Origin of the sequence: Azospirillum sp. TSO35-2, assembly GCF_003116095.1 — a bacterium.
In the GTDB taxonomy this organism is placed as follows: Bacteria; Pseudomonadota; Alphaproteobacteria; order Azospirillales; family Azospirillaceae; genus Azospirillum.
In genome coordinates this window covers 1-14,215 of the sequence record NZ_LGRA01000001.1, presented here as the reverse complement: position 1 = coordinate 14,215, position 14,215 = coordinate 1, and the positions used below count along the sequence as shown (strand labels likewise).

The 14,215-nt window shown below is 69.2% G+C and carries 11 protein-coding genes; 4 read left to right on the top strand and 7 right to left on the bottom strand.

The window, feature by feature from the left end; all coding sequences use genetic code 11:
- Nucleotides 1–22 precede the first annotated feature (22 nt).
- From rfbB to TSO352_RS00045, 4 genes are all read left to right on the top strand, one after another.
- The gene (rfbB, locus tag TSO352_RS00060; protein WP_109105367.1) at nt 23–1,087 is read left to right on the top strand and encodes a dTDP-glucose 4,6-dehydratase; all 1,065 of its coding nucleotides are present in this window, start codon (nt 23–25) and stop codon (nt 1,085–1,087) included.
- The gene (rfbD, locus tag TSO352_RS00055) at nt 1,084–1,974 is read left to right on the top strand and encodes a dTDP-4-dehydrorhamnose reductase (protein WP_109105366.1); all 891 of its coding nucleotides are present in this window, start codon (nt 1,084–1,086) and stop codon (nt 1,972–1,974) included. The genes rfbB and rfbD overlap by 4 nt, the downstream gene beginning before the upstream one ends.
- A gap of 11 nt (nt 1,975–1,985) precedes the next feature.
- Nucleotides 1,986–2,849, top strand: coding sequence for a glucose-1-phosphate thymidylyltransferase RfbA (gene rfbA / locus TSO352_RS00050; RefSeq protein ID WP_109105365.1), 864 nt, complete (start codon nt 1,986–1,988; stop codon nt 2,847–2,849).
- Between the two features lie 80 nt (nt 2,850–2,929).
- Complete coding sequence (locus TSO352_RS00045) at nt 2,930–3,886, top strand: UDP-glucuronic acid decarboxylase family protein (protein WP_109105364.1); 957 nt, start codon at nt 2,930–2,932, stop codon at nt 3,884–3,886.
- A 113-nt stretch (nt 3,887–3,999) separates the two neighbouring features.
- On the opposite strand, the gene galE is transcribed toward TSO352_RS00045, so the two are convergent.
- From galE to TSO352_RS00005, 7 genes are all read right to left on the bottom strand, one after another.
- Nucleotides 4,000–5,031 (bottom strand): UDP-glucose 4-epimerase GalE, encoded by a 1,032-nt coding sequence (galE, locus tag TSO352_RS00035; RefSeq protein WP_247871798.1) that lies wholly within the window; start codon nt 5,029–5,031, stop codon nt 4,000–4,002.
- A gap of 214 nt (nt 5,032–5,245) precedes the next feature.
- Nucleotides 5,246–7,054 (bottom strand): hypothetical protein, encoded by a 1,809-nt coding sequence (locus tag TSO352_RS00030; RefSeq protein ID WP_109105363.1) that lies wholly within the window; start codon nt 7,052–7,054, stop codon nt 5,246–5,248.
- A gap of 363 nt (nt 7,055–7,417) precedes the next feature.
- Nucleotides 7,418–8,368 (bottom strand): methyltransferase domain-containing protein, encoded by a 951-nt coding sequence (locus tag TSO352_RS00025; RefSeq protein ID WP_158284479.1) that lies wholly within the window; start codon nt 8,366–8,368, stop codon nt 7,418–7,420.
- A 310-nt stretch (nt 8,369–8,678) separates the two neighbouring features.
- Nucleotides 8,679–10,247, bottom strand: a complete 1,569-nt coding sequence (locus TSO352_RS00020) for an HlyD family type I secretion periplasmic adaptor subunit (protein WP_109105361.1) — start codon at nt 10,245–10,247, stop codon at nt 8,679–8,681.
- A gap of 4 nt (nt 10,248–10,251) precedes the next feature.
- Nucleotides 10,252–12,459, bottom strand: coding sequence for a peptidase domain-containing ABC transporter (locus tag TSO352_RS00015; RefSeq protein ID WP_109105360.1), 2,208 nt, complete (start codon nt 12,457–12,459; stop codon nt 10,252–10,254).
- Between the two features lie 5 nt (nt 12,460–12,464).
- Nucleotides 12,465–12,854 carry a hypothetical protein gene (locus tag TSO352_RS00010; protein WP_109105359.1) on the bottom strand — a complete coding sequence of 130 codons (390 nt, stop codon included), beginning with the start codon at nt 12,852–12,854 and terminating at the stop codon, nt 12,465–12,467.
- Nucleotides 12,855–13,064: 210 nt separating this feature from the next.
- On the bottom strand, nt 13,065–14,215 hold a 1,151-nt coding region (locus TSO352_RS00005; protein WP_199231439.1), incomplete at its 5' end, for a pre-peptidase C-terminal domain-containing protein.

Sequence of the window (14,215 nt, the reverse complement as noted above, 5' to 3'; positions counted from 1 at the left end):
TTCTGGCGGGTAAGGTGGTTTGATGACGCGCATTCTCGTGACCGGCGGCGCCGGCTTCATCGGCTCGGCGGTGGTCCGCCAGCTTCTCGCCGAAACCGACGCCTTCGTCGTCAATGTGGACAAGCTGACCTACGCGGCCAACCTGTCCTCGCTGCCGGGGGCCGCGGGCCATCCCCGCTACGCCTTCGAGAAGGTCGACATCTGCGACGCCGCCGAGCTGGCCCGGGTCTTCGCCACCCACCAGCCCGACGCGGTGATGCATCTGGCCGCCGAATCCCACGTCGACCGCTCGATCGACGGGCCGGGCGACTTCATCCAGACCAACGTCGTCGGCACCTTCCGCCTGCTGGAAGCGGCGCGCGGCCACTGGTCGGCGCTGCCGGCCGAGCGCAAGGCGGCCTTCCGCTTCCACCACATCTCCACCGACGAGGTGTTCGGGACGCTGGGCGCCGACGGCTTCTTCACCGAGACGACGGCCTACAGCCCCAACTCGCCCTATTCGGCCAGCAAGGCGTCGTCGGACCATCTGGTCCGCGCCTGGCACGAGACCTACGGGCTGCCGGTGGTGCTGACCAACTGCTCCAACAACTACGGCCCCTACCATTTCCCGGAGAAGCTGATCCCGCTGGTGATCCTGAAGGGTCTGGCCGGCGAGCCGCTGCCGGTCTACGGCAAGGGCGACAACATCCGCGACTGGCTCTATGTCGAGGACCACGCCCGCGCGCTGCGGCTGGTGCTGGAGAAGGGCCGGATCGGCGAGAGCTACAACATCGGCGGCCACAACGAGCGCACCAACCTGGAGGTCGTCCGCGCCATCTGCGCGCTGCTGGACGAGATGGCCCCGGCCGGCGCGCCGCACGACCGGCTGATCAGCTTCGTCACCGACCGCCCGGGCCACGACAAGCGCTACGCCATCGACGCCGGCAAGATCGAGCGCGAGCTGGGCTGGACGCCGCTGGAGACCTTCGAGAGCGGGCTGCGCAAGACGGTGGCCTGGTACCTGGAGAACCGCGACTGGTGGCAGGCCATCCTGAACGGCTCCTACCGCGGCGAGCGGCTGGGTCTGAAGGAAGGGGCGGCGTCATGAAGGTCCTGGTTCTCGGCAGCAACGGCCAGCTCGGCTTCGAGCTGATGCGGGCCAACTGGGCGCCCGGCACCGATGTGGTGGGGCTGCCCTATCCCGAGTTCGACGTGACCCGGCCGGGCGACGTGGACAAGGCGGTCGCCGCCCACGCGCCCGACCTGCTGGTCAACGCCACCGCCCACACCGCGGTCGACAAGGCGGAGAGCGAGGTCGACCTCTCCTTCGCCATCAACCGCGACGGGCCGGGCGCCATGGCCGCGGCCTGCGCCGCGCGCGGCATCCCCTTCATCCATGTGTCGACCGACTATGTCTTCGACGGGACGAAGGACGGCGTCTACCGCGAGGACGACCCGATCAACCCGCTGGGCGTCTACGGCGCCAGCAAGGCGGCGGGCGAGGCGGCGGTGCGCGCGGCGATCCCGCAGCACATCATCCTGCGCACCTCCTGGGTCTACAGCGCCTACGGCAACAACTTCGTCAAGACGATGCTGCGCTTCGGCAAGGAGCGCGAGGAGATGCGGGTGGTCGCCGACCAGCACGGCTCCCCGACCGCCGCCGCCGACCTCGCCGCCGCCATCGTCCACATCGCCGGCACCATCGAAACGACCGGCGCCGCCGCCTGGGGCACCTACCATTTGACCGGCAGCGGCGTCACCACCTGGCACGGCTTCGCCGAGCGCATCTTCCAGCGGCTGGATGAGCGCACCGGCAAGCGGCCGCGGCTGGTCGCCATCGGCACGGCCGACTACCCGACCCCGGCGCGCCGCCCGGCCAACTCCCGGCTGGATTGCTCCCGCGCCAAGGAGCGTCTCGGCGTCGCCTGCCCGCCGTGGCAGGAGAGCCTGGACCGCGTGATCGACGAGCTGTTCACCAACCCGCCGCAGGCGTGAGGACCACGACGATGAAGGGCATCATCCTGGCCGGCGGGTCCGGCACCCGGCTCTACCCGGTGACCCGGGCGATCAGCAAGCAGCTGCTGCCGATCTACGACAAGCCGATGATCTATTTCCCGCTCAGCACCCTGATGCTGGCGGGCATCCGCGACATCCTGATCATCACCACGCCGCACGACCAGCCGCTGTTCCAGATGGTGCTGGGCGACGGCTCGCAGTGGGGCCTGAACCTGAACTGGGCGATCCAGCCGTCGCCGGACGGGTTGGCGCAGGCCTTCATCATCGGCCGCGAGTTCGTCGGCAACGACCCCTGCGCCCTGGTGCTGGGCGACAACATCTTCTACGGCCACGGCCTGACCAACATCCTGCGCGCCGCCGGCGAGAAGACCGAGGGCGCCAGCGTCTTCGCCTACGCCGTGCGCGATCCCGAGCGCTACGGCGTGGTGGAGTTCGACGCCGCCGGCCGGGCGCTCAGCATCGAGGAGAAGCCGGTCGCCCCGCGGTCCAAATGGGCGGTGACCGGGCTGTATTTCTACGACAACGACGTGCTGGACATCGCGGCGGCGGTGAAGCCCTCGCCGCGCGGCGAGCTGGAGATCACCTCGGTCAACGCCGCCTATCTGGATCTCGGCCGGCTGTCGGTCGAGCAGATGGGCCGCGGCTATGGCTGGTTCGACACCGGCACCCACGACAGCCTGCTGGAGGCGGCGGAGTTCGTCCGCACCATCCAGCACCGCCAGGGCCTGCAGATCGCCTGCCCGGAGGAGATCGCCTACACCTCCGGCTGGATCGACGCCGAACAGGTCAGCCGGTTGGCCGAGCCGCTGAAAAAGAACGACTACGGCCGCTATCTGCTGGGACTGCTCAGCTGAAGGATCATTGAGCGCCCGCCCGCGTTGTTCCCTCGTCGGTGATTCCACCGTCTTTCCACCACCTGGACAGGAACGAAGCCTTGCGGGCCTTCACGAACCGAAAGCGTGTCCTCGTCACCGGCGGCGCCGGCTTCCTGGGTTCGCACCTGTGCGAGCGGCTGCTCGACGCCGGCAACGACGTCCTGTGCGTCGACAACTTCTTCACCGGCAGCCGCGACAACGTGCTGCATCTGCTCGACAACCCGCATTTCGAGCTGATGCGGCACGACGTGACCTTTCCGCTCTATGTCGAGGTCGACGAGATCTACAACCTCGCCTGTCCGGCCTCGCCGATCCATTACCAGCACGATCCGGTGCAGACGACCAAGACCAGCGTCCACGGCGCCATCAACATGCTGGGGCTGGCCAAGCGCCTGGACGCCCGGATCATGCAGGCCTCGACCTCGGAGGTCTACGGCGACCCGGCGGTCCACCCGCAGACCGAGGAGTATTGGGGCAACGTCAACACCATCGGCCCGCGCGCCTGCTACGACGAGGGCAAGCGCTGCGCCGAGACGCTGTTCTTCGACTATCACCGCCAGCACAGGCTGTCGATCAAGGTCATCCGCATCTTCAACACCTATGGCCCGCGCATGCACCCCAACGACGGGCGCGTGGTGTCGAACTTCATCATCCAGGCGCTGAAGGGCGAGCCGATCACCATCTACGGCGACGGCCGGCAGACGCGGTCCTTCTGCTACGTCGACGATCTGGTCGACGGCTTCCTGCGCTTCATGGACACGCCGGCCGAGGTCACCGGCCCGATCAACCTCGGCAACCCCGGCGAATTCACCATGCTGGACCTGGCCGAGAAGGTGATCAACCTGACCGGCTCCGCCTCGCGGATCGAGCACAAGCCGCTGCCCCAGGACGACCCCAAGCAGCGCCAGCCCGACATCACCAAGGCCCGCGCCCTGATGGGCTGGGAACCGGCCGTGCCGCTGGAAGACGGGCTGGCCCGCACCATCGCCTATTTCCGCGGGCGCTTCTTCGCCTGAGGGATGCGGAGAGACGGTGGATCCTCCGTCTCTCCGCCCTCACCCTAGCCCTCTCCCCGCTTTCAGCGGACCGGAGGTCCGCCTGTCGCGTCAGCGCAAACTTTGTTTGCGCGTTAGCGGGGGGGAGAGGGGATCTTCAGCCGCTCTTCCCAGGCGAGCGCCGAGGCGACGATGGTTTCCAGCTCGGCGTGGCGCGGCGTCCAGTCCAGCGTGCGGCCGATCCGCTCCACCCCGGCGACCAGGGCGGGAGGATCGCCGGCGCGGCGCGGGCCGATGCGCGCCGGCAGCGGCTTGCCGGTCACCCGCTCGACCATCGCCAGCACCTCGCGCACCGAATAGCCGCGGCCGTAGCCGCAGTTCAGCACCTCCGACGCACCGCCGGCCTCCAGGTGGCGCAGGGCGGCGACATGGGCGTCGGCGAGGTCGCTGACATGGATGTAGTCACGCACGCAGGTGCCGTCCGGCGTGTCGTAGTCGTCGCCGAAGATCTGCAGCTCCGCCCGCTGGCCGGTCACCGTCTGGGCGGCGATCTTGATCAGGTGGGTGGCGACGCGCGACACCTGGCCCGAGCGGCCCTGCGGATCGGCCCCGGCGACGTTGAAATAGCGCAAGGCGACGTAACGCAGGTCGTGCGCCGCCGCGGTGTCGCGCAGCATCCACTCCGTCATCAGCTTGGACGCGCCGTAGGGGTTGATCGGCCTGGTCGGCGTCCGCTCGTCGATCGGCAGTTGCTCCGGCATGCCGTAGACGGCGGCGGTGGAGGAGAAGATGAAGCGGCCAACCCCGGCCTCGACGCAGGCCTCGATCAGGGCGTGGCTGTTCACCGTGTTGTTGCGGTAGTAGGCGAGCGGCCGCTCCACCGATTCCGGCACGACGATGCTGCCGGCGAAATGCATCACGGTGCCGATGCCGTGGCGGGCGAAGGTCTCGGCCAGCAGGGCCTTGTCGCCGACGTCGCCCTCGACCAGCGGCACGCCGTCGGGCACCGCCGTCCGCCGGCCGGTCGACAGGTTGTCCAGCACCACGACGGCGCGGCCCTGGTCGCGCAGCGCCAGCACCACATGGGAGCCGATGTAGCCGGCGCCGCCGGTCACCAGCACGGTTGCGTGTTCGGTCATGGTGGGGGTGGGGGGCGTCTCGGGCATCGGTTGGCACGCTCGTCGTCGGTTGGGGCCGGGCCGTGTCGGCCGGAACCGAAGATAGCGATTCGCCGATGCTGCACCGCGGTCTTTTCCGCAGAACGACCGCGGTCTTTCGAACAGCTTCGGATGCCCCATCCCGCCCGTATGGCCGCTCAAAACCAGGGCTGTCCATCGGCGATCATCCTGGACACCGCCGGACGGCCATGATGCCGAACGATCAGCGTGGACGGACGCGCCACACCGGCAAGGGCCCGATCCGGCTGTCCTGCGGCTCGAAGCCGACCGCCGGCAGAGCCGCCTGATAGCGGGCCTTGACCGGCTCGGAGGCGATCAGGAGAATCCGGGAGTCGGCCGGCAGGGCCGCGAGCACCGACGCGTCCGGCAACCCACCGATCGCCCGCCCCCCTTCGACACCGCGCTGGACGAAGGAGCCGTTCAGGATAGGACAGCCGGTCAGGATCTCGGCATATTCCAGGGGTCTGTGGGTCTGGACCGTGTGCAGCTCGTCGGCGATGGTGAAGCTGTCCGTGATCAGGAAACAGGGGGACGTTCCCGCCAGCTCGTCGCGCATGTGGACCAGCGTGGCCTTCTCCACGCGCTGAAGGGCGAACACCTCGACGATGTGCCTGAAGTCCCCGGCCGCGAGGAGCACGGCCACGGCCATGGCGGCGCCGGTCCCCATATAGGCGATCGGGGAACCGGTCAGACCGCTGCGCCCATAGCAAACGATCGCGCACAGGGCGGTGAAGAAGAGCGCCGCCTGCGGAAAGATCATCTGCCACCGCGCGAAGTCCGGGGTGATGCCGACCCGCAGGGTTCCGGTGGCAAAGGCGATCTGGAGCAGCAGCATGATGCCCCAGACCCCGGCCATCCGCGCCGCAGCGAACGGGCGCCCGCTGCCGCCGCCTCGGCGCAGAAGCCATCCCGTCACCAGAGGCAACGCCACGCAGGCGATCAGGACAAGCCCGCGGTAGGGGGAGTGCCGAATGTCGGGGCTGTTGGACTCATTGAAGATGAACAGGAGGATGTCGTCTTTCCCCAGCAGAACCGCGGCCATGCCCTTCAGGCCGTCCATCAGCCCTCCAAGACCAAAGCCGCCGGCGCGCGGGTCGTTGAACGCCGCTCTCATGAGCAGCGCGAACAGGCCGAGCGACAGAATTCCGCTCACCCCGAGCCGCAGCACGCCCATCCAATCCTCCCGCCGCCGCGGAAGGTGCACGAGAACGTATCCGGCGAAGAAAGCGGCAACCATGTAAATGATCGAATAATGGACGAGGATTGCCCCGGTCATCGCCAGGGTTCCGTAAATCACGCCGCTCCACCGGCGCGATGAGAGCATCAGGATTCCGATTAGGAATGGAAGAAGCGCCCCGGCCAGGACTTGGGAATTCTTGCCATGCTCCAAGGTGTAGGTGGCTGTGCGCTCCAAGCCGAAAGTCGCGAGATAGGACAGGCACAACAACAGCCAGAAGGGCAGCCCGATGCGGAAAACGCGGAGCCCGATCCATGCCCATCCGACCGGCAGGACCAGAACCAGCGCGATCGACAGCACCTTGAACAGGAAGATGGCCGTCATTGCCGGAACCAGCGCGCTGACAGCGGAAAACAGAATGGGGTATCCCGGAGGATAGGTGAATCCGGGGTCTCCCGGCCGATAGACCTCCATCGTCGTCGCATGGGACAGAAGGCTGTCGGCAAGCGTCGGCACGATGATCGGATCATTGCCGGTCATGACGTGGCTGACCTGCGTGAGGGCGAACAGCCCCGCCCCCGCGGCCAGGACCACACACAAGGACGCCAGGGCGTCCCGTCTGTCGAACCGGGCGGGCGTGACGGGGAAGGACCCCACGTAACGCAGAAAGCCCCAAGCCACCACACCGCCGGCCAGCAGCGCCAGCACACGCCGCCCGTGTGGCATCCCCAGTTTTGATTCGGCAAAGAAGAGCAGAACATAGAAGAAAGCAAGGAAGACGACCGCAAGAAATGAACGCTCCAACGACACGGAGCCGAATTCAATCCTGTTCATCAAACACACCTTATTCATAAGCAGTCGCAGGAGGAGAAGAGGAGCACAGTCCCCAATTCACCGCCTGGGCTGTCTTCAACGCCCTTCAACGTTCACTGCGAATGAGACTGGGCAATGCCGAAGGTCAGGGTGAGCGGGATTGCCCGTCTCCAGCGGCGGCGGACAGCGGGGGAGACGCGCGGGAGCCGGGCAACCCAGACGCATCGGCCTTCGGTGCCGCCGCGACGGGGGAGCCGGGCGGTCTGAATGCGGCGATGCGGCATGGATCGGCGCCCTGCGCAAAGGAGGCCCTTGTACCACTGACGGTTCTGCCGCTCCAAGGCGAATTGCTGCGGGCCGCGCCGAACCCACTCCGACCAGCCGCTACGCCGGCAGCCTGGTCGTCGGGTAGGCGGTGTCGGTGATGTCCTCCAGCTCGACGGGCCAGTCCAGCACGGTCTCGCCGGTCTTGCGGAACAGCACGGCGGACGACAGGTAGCCGCCGGTGGCATCGCCGAAATTCGTCACGGCGTGACAGCGGCCGGGCACCACATAGGCCGGTTCGCCCAACGCCGTGTGGAGGATCTCGAAGCCGGTCTTGGGATTGAGCAGCGCCGCCCAGGCGGTGTCGGAAAACCGCCAGAAGTCCCAGGGCGCGTCGTGGATCGGCCAGCACTGGTGCGTGGTGAACAGCCCGACCGCCCCGACGTTCAGGACCCTGTTCAGCTCGATGGCGAACTTCCAGGGCATCATGATGTGCTCCAGGACGGAAAAGGCCGAAACGGCGTCGAACCGGCGGTCGGGGAACAGCTTGGAAAGCCGGTGGGCGTCCCCGACGACATCCACGTTGTCCCCGGCCATCACATCCAGCCCGGTGTAGCTCCAGCCTTCGGGGGCCAAACTCCGGCGCACGATGCCGGACCGGGCCCGGGACCCGATCTCCAGGTAACGGCCGGCCGGCTTGCCGCCGAGCCGGCCGTGGAACTCCTCCGTCAGCCAGTGGGTGGTCTCGACCAGGGTCGGCTGGGACAGGGAGCCGGCGGAATAGGCCCCCTCGGCGGTATGGAACTGCAGGTCCGCCGCCAGAAGATCCACGTCCGGGTCGTCGACCACCACTTGAACGTCGAAACGGCAACGGCTGGCCTTGACGCCATGCCCGGCCGCCACGTCGGGGCTGGGAAGACCGGGAGCGCCGACCGGGTAGGAGCGTCCGCCCGGAAAGCGGAGCGTCATGTGGGTGATCGGGGCTTCCTCGCCGAAAGCCCATCCCGACACGGCGACGACGCGCTTGAACAGGCTGAAACGGTCGATCGAGAAAAGCGGCCAAGCACCCATTCCCACAGCTTCCCCAGTTGGCCTGCCGGCTCCGCCCGACGTGGCGTCCCGCAAACCGCAAGCCACCGTTGGAGCCCTGCAAACGAAGGTTGACGACCTGGAACAGGGATATCCGCCCCCCGGCGGGAGAGCAACAATCGAACGCGTCATACGAACGAAAGTTACAAGTCTCCCACAAAGGGCTGAGGCCGCCGACCCGATCCATGCCGGAACCGCGGTCGTTCCCGCTTTTTTTCGGCGGATCAGGCAGTGTTCGGGACGAGGATCGGGGCCGGAGACGGCTGTCCGCCGCTCCGGCCGCCCATCGGGGTTACGGCTCGCGGATGCTCTCGTCCAGCGCGCGGATGACCGGGTAGAGGAAGTAGGACAGCACCGACCGGGTGCCGACCCGGATCTCGGCCGAGGCGACCATGCCGGGGCTGAGCCGGGTGCCGTCGGGCACCGACTCCAGCGTCGTGCCGAGCAGCCGGACCCGCGTGCGGAAGACGGCGCCGCCGTTGGGGCCGCCGCCGGGCCGGGCGCCGTCCGGGCCGGCCATGCCGCCGCCCGCCGCCCCGTCATGCGGGAAGGCGTCGGCGCTGATGGTGCGGACCTCGCCGGGCAGGACGCCGTGGCGCTGGAAGGGGAAGGCGTCGAGCTTGACCCGCACCGGGTCCCCGACCCGCACCAGCCCGATGTCGCGCGACGGGATCTCGGCCTCGACCTCCAGCGGCACGTCGGCGGGGACCAGGGTGACCAGCGGCTCGGCCTCCTTGACGACGGAGCCGACGGAGCGTTTGGCGACCTCCAGCACGATGGCGTCGACCGGGGCGGTCATGGTGACCAGCGAGCGGCGGCGGTCGGCCTTGGCGATCTGCTCCACCAGGGTGGCCCGCTGGCGGGTCTGCTCGACCAGCTCCTCCGCCGACTTGCGCCGCCACTCGTCGACGAAGGCGGCACGGTCGGCCTGGGTGGCGCGCAGCTCGTGCTCGGTCTCGCTCTCGCGGTCCTTCAGCCCGTTCAGGTCGTCGCGCATGCGCAGCCGCTCGCCGCGCGCCTCCAGCCAGGTCAGGCGGGATCCGGTCTGGCGCTCCTGCAGCTGGCGGCGGATCTCCTCGACCTCGCCGACCAGCGCCAGCCGCTCGGCCAGCCCGATCTGGGCGCGGCGGTTGGCGGCGAGGCTGGATTCCAGCTGCGCCGACTTCTCGTCCAGCGAAGCCAGCCGGGAGCGGTATTCGGCGCGGCGGCGCTCCAGGATGGCCGCCTGCGCGGCGACGTCGGCCGCGGCCGTGTCGGACAGGCCGGCCGGCGGGAGGTAGGCGCTGCCGTCCAGCTCGGCGCGCAGGCGGCCGATCTGGGCGTCGAGGCTGCTGCGCCGGGCGGTCAGGTCGGCCAGATCCGCCGCCGCGAAGGTGGGGTCGAGCGTCGCCAGCCGGTCGCCGGCCCGGACGAAGTCGCCGACCTGGACGTCGACGCTGCGGATCACCGCCGTCTCCAGCGGCTGCGCCACCACCATCGGGGCGGTGGTCACCAGCCGGCCACCGGCGGCGACGATGCGGTCGACCTGCGCGAGGCCGGCCCACAGCACCAGCGCCGCCAGCAGCCCGGCCAGCACATAGAGGGTCGAGCGCGCCGCCCAGGGCAGCGGCGCGTGTTCGATCGCCGCCCCGTCCGGCAGATAGTCGAGCGCGAAGCCGGCCGGCCGGGCGGGGGCGGGGGGCGCCGGAGGGGACCGGCGCGGGCGGACGGCCGGCGCGCGGCCGCGCGCCTCCCGGCGGCGCGGGGCGGGAGAGGCGGAGGCCGGGGAGGGGGAAGGGGCGGACCCGGCCACCACCACGTCGCGCCCGGCGTCCCGCCCGGCATCCCGTTTGCTCTCGCCCGTCATCGCGGTGTCGTCCATGGCGTCAGTGCCCCCGGTTCTGCTGCTGCCACAGGTGCCGGTACTCGCCGCAGCGGTCGAGCAGGGTGGCGTGGGGGGCGAGGTCGAGCAGGCGGCCCTGGTCCAGCACGGCGATGGTGTCGCAGCCGGTCAGGGTCGACAGCCGGTGGGTGACGATCAGCACGGTGCGGCCGCGGGCGATGCGGCGCAGGTTGGCCATGACGATGGCCTCGCTGTCGGGGTCGAGCGCGCTGGTCGCCTCGTCCAGGATCAGGATGCGCGGCTGGGTCAGCAGGGCGCGGGCGATGGCGATGCGCTGCTTCTGCCCGCCGGACAGGTTGGTCGCCCCCTCCTCGACCAGCGTGTCGTAGCCGTCGGGCAGGCGGTGGATGAACTCGTCGGCGCCGGCCAGCCGGGCGGCCTCGACGATCTCCTCGCGCGTCGCCTCGGGGCGGGTCATCGCTATGTTGTCGCGGATGGAGCCGCGGAACAGGAAATTCTCCTGCAGCACCACGCCGATCGAGCGGCGCAGGTGCCCCAGATCCAGCTCGCGGATGTCCAGCCCGTCGTAGCGGATGGCCCCCTCCTGCACCGGGTAGAAGCCCTGGAGCAGCCGCATCAGCGTGCTCTTGCCCGACCCGCTGCGCCCGACCAGCCCGACGACCGAGCCGGCCGGCACGCTCAGCGTCACCCCGTCCAGCGCCGCCGGCCGGTTGCGGTCGTAGCGGAAGCCCAGCCCGTCGATGTCGATCCGCCCGACCAGCGCCGGGCAGGCACCGCTGCCCTCGCGCCGCGGCTCGGCCGGGTGGTTCATCACCTCGCCCAGCATGCGCACCGACAGCGCGGTCTCCTGGTACTGGTGGATCAGCGAGACGATCTGGACCAGCGGCGTCACCACCCGGCCCGACAGCATCTGGAAGGCGATCAGCGCGCCGACCGTCAGCTGGCGGTCGAAGACGTCGAAGGCGCCGACGGCGACCACCGCCACCATCATCGCCTTCTCCAGGAACTCGGTCACCGTGCGGGCGGCGATGGAGATGCGGCCGACCCGGTAATGGCTGGTCACCGCGCGCGCCGCCTTGCGGTCCCAGGCCCGGCGCTGCTGCGGCTCCATCGCCGAGGACTTGACGGTGCGCATGCCGTGGATCGTCTCCACCAGCATCGCCTGCCGCTCGGCGTCGGCGTTGTAGAGCTCGCTCAGCCGGCTGCGGTAGACCGGCACCAGCGCCACCACCACCCCGGCGATCAGCCCGGCGAACAGCAGCGCCACCAGCGTCAGCTTGACCGAATAGAAGAACAGGAAGGGCAGGAAGACCAGCAGCACCAGGCTGTCCAGCACGGTGGACAGCAGGTTGCCGGTCAGGAACTCGCGGATGCGCTCGACCTGCTGCATGTGGCGCACGGTGACGCCGGCCGAATGCCCGTCGAAGAAGGTGATCGGCAGGTCGAGCAGATGGCCGAAGGTGCGGTTCAGCAGCCGGATGTCGATGCGGTTGGCCGCCGCCAGCAGGATGAACTGGCGCAGGAAGCGGAAGACCGCCTCGAACAGCAGCGCCGCCAGCACGCCGATGGTCAGCACCTGCAGCGTGGTGACCGACTCGTTCACCAGCACCTTGTCGATCACGATCTGGAAATAGACCGGCACGGCAAGGGCAAGGGCGTGCAGCACCAGCGCCGCCACCACCACGTCGCGGAAGGCCGATTTCTGGCGCAGGATCTCGGGCACGAACCAGCGCAGGCCGAAGGGCTGGCGCGGGTCGGCGATGCCGTGGCGCGGCTTCAGGAAGACCAGCTCGCCGTCCCAGCGTTCCAGGAAGCGGTCGCGCGGCACGTCGATCACATCGAGCCGGTCGGCCAGCGGGTCGACGACGCCGACCGTCGCGTCCCGCTCTTCCGTCGGACGCGAGACGCCGACCAGGATGACGGTGTTGCCGTTGGCGAGCCGCGCCAGCAGCGGGAAGACCGGCGGCAGCGCCTGCAGGCCGTCCCAGTCCAGCCGGCGGGCGGTCGCCTTGAAGCCGGCGGCGGCGGCGATGCGCACCAGCTCGTCGGTGGTCGGCTCGCCGCGGCCGGGAGCGACCCGGGCGCGGGCGGCGGCCGGCGAGGCCGACAGGCCGTGATGGCGCGCCACCAGGGTCAGGCAGCGCAGCGCCGTGCCCACATCATGACCGGGATCATGACCGGCACCGGAGGCCGCGGCGGTGGCGGGCGGCGGCGAACCTGCGTCCGGCATGGCGGTCAGCCGAAGTTCGGCGAGCGCGGCGGACCGGACCGGACCGGCGGCGCGGACGGGGAAGCCGGCTGGGCCGGGGTCGGGGCCGCCGGGGCGGCGCCATGGGAGGACAGCGGGGAAGCGGGAGCCGGTCCGGCGGCGCCGGGCGGCAGCACGCCGGCATCCTCCAGCCGCTGGCGCATGCCGTCGAGCGCCGCGAGGCTGGCAAGGAAGCCCGGCAGGCTCATCACCAGCCGCTGGCGGATGGCGGGCAGCGGCTGGCCGCCCTCGTCCTTGCGCAGCGCCGACAGGCTGTAGAGGTCGATGCGGACCATCCCGTTGCCGAAGCCGATATCGAAGACCCCGTCGGCATAGAGTTCGGGGATACGGTCGTCCGGCGGCGGATCGATGGTCATGCGCGTCTCGACAGGGAATGAAGTAGAAGGAAAAAGCCTCGGGGCGCCCCGACCGTTTTACCCCAAAGACAGGAAAACAACCAAGTCGGAGCGCCCGAAAGGCGATAGCAGCGCTTAGAAGTCACAACAGGGTCAAGAACCGGATGTGAAAAGCGGCATGAAAGATGCCCCGCCGGCGTCGGACAGCGGCCGTGCCGGCAGGACGGGCGATCAGCCGAGCTGCGTCACCGACAAGGTGTAGCTGCCATAGCCATAGCCGGAACCGGCGCTCGCCACCTGGAGGGTGTAGGTGCCGGACGTGGTCGGGGTGAACGTCAGCTCCGAGTTGAGGCCGACACCCGAATCATCGTCGTAGCGCAGTTGCAGACCATGGCTGTCAAGGATGCGCAGATAGGGGTCGGTCAGCGTGCCGCGGTTGGTGGCGGCCCCTTCCAGATCGATCTGGTACCGGGTGCCCTGGGTCAGGGCCACGTTGAAGCTGTCGCGCTCGTACGGGAACGACAGGGTGTCGGAGACCGGCGGGAAGACCTCGGTCTGGCTGGGCTGGCTGGCGCTGACCTGATAGGTGCCGGTGCCGCTGCTGCCGAAGCTGCCGGCGGACACGTAGTAGGTGCCCGTCTGGGTCGGGCGGTACTGGATCAGCGCATCGCGGCCGACACCGCCGTCATCGTCCTGGGCGACCAGGTTCCGGTTGCTGTCGAACAGACGCAGATAGGGGTCGTTCAGCGTTCCGGTGCTGGTGCTGGCGCCGGTTTCGCGCAGCGTATAGAGGACGCCCCTCTGCAGGGTCACGGCGTACATGTCGGTTTCACCCACGACGCTGAGCGCCGCGGTGAGCGGGGTGCCGGTGGTCGAAAGCGTCGGAATTCCGGTGGCCGTCGACGCGGGCTGGATCGGAACGATGCGGCGTCCCTCGAAGATGCCGTAGTTCCGGTAGTGGTCCAGGGCGGTGTGATAACGGTCGGTGCCGCCGCCCAGGGCCGACTGCAGATCGGTGTAGAAGGCGAAATAGGACGCAATGTCCACGGTGGAGAAGTCGAAGCTGGTGGAGCGTTGCTCCCGGTAGCCGAAGGAGACGTAGTGCTGAACCGCCAGTGAGGCCGAGGAAAAGTTGAGGTCGGTGTTCGCCGCCATGTAGCTTGCCGCATCGAAGCTCGTCGAGCGCTGCTCCTGGTAGCCGAAGGAGATGTAGTGCTGCACCGCGCTGCTGGTGTTCAGGCCCGCCCGCAGCAGGTCGGTGTTCGCCGCCAGGTAGCTCGACGAGTCGAAGCTGGTGGAGCGCTGCTCCCGGTAGCCGAAGGAGAGATAGTGCTGCACCGCGCTGCTGGTGTTCAGGCCCGCCCGCAGCAGGTCGGTGTTCG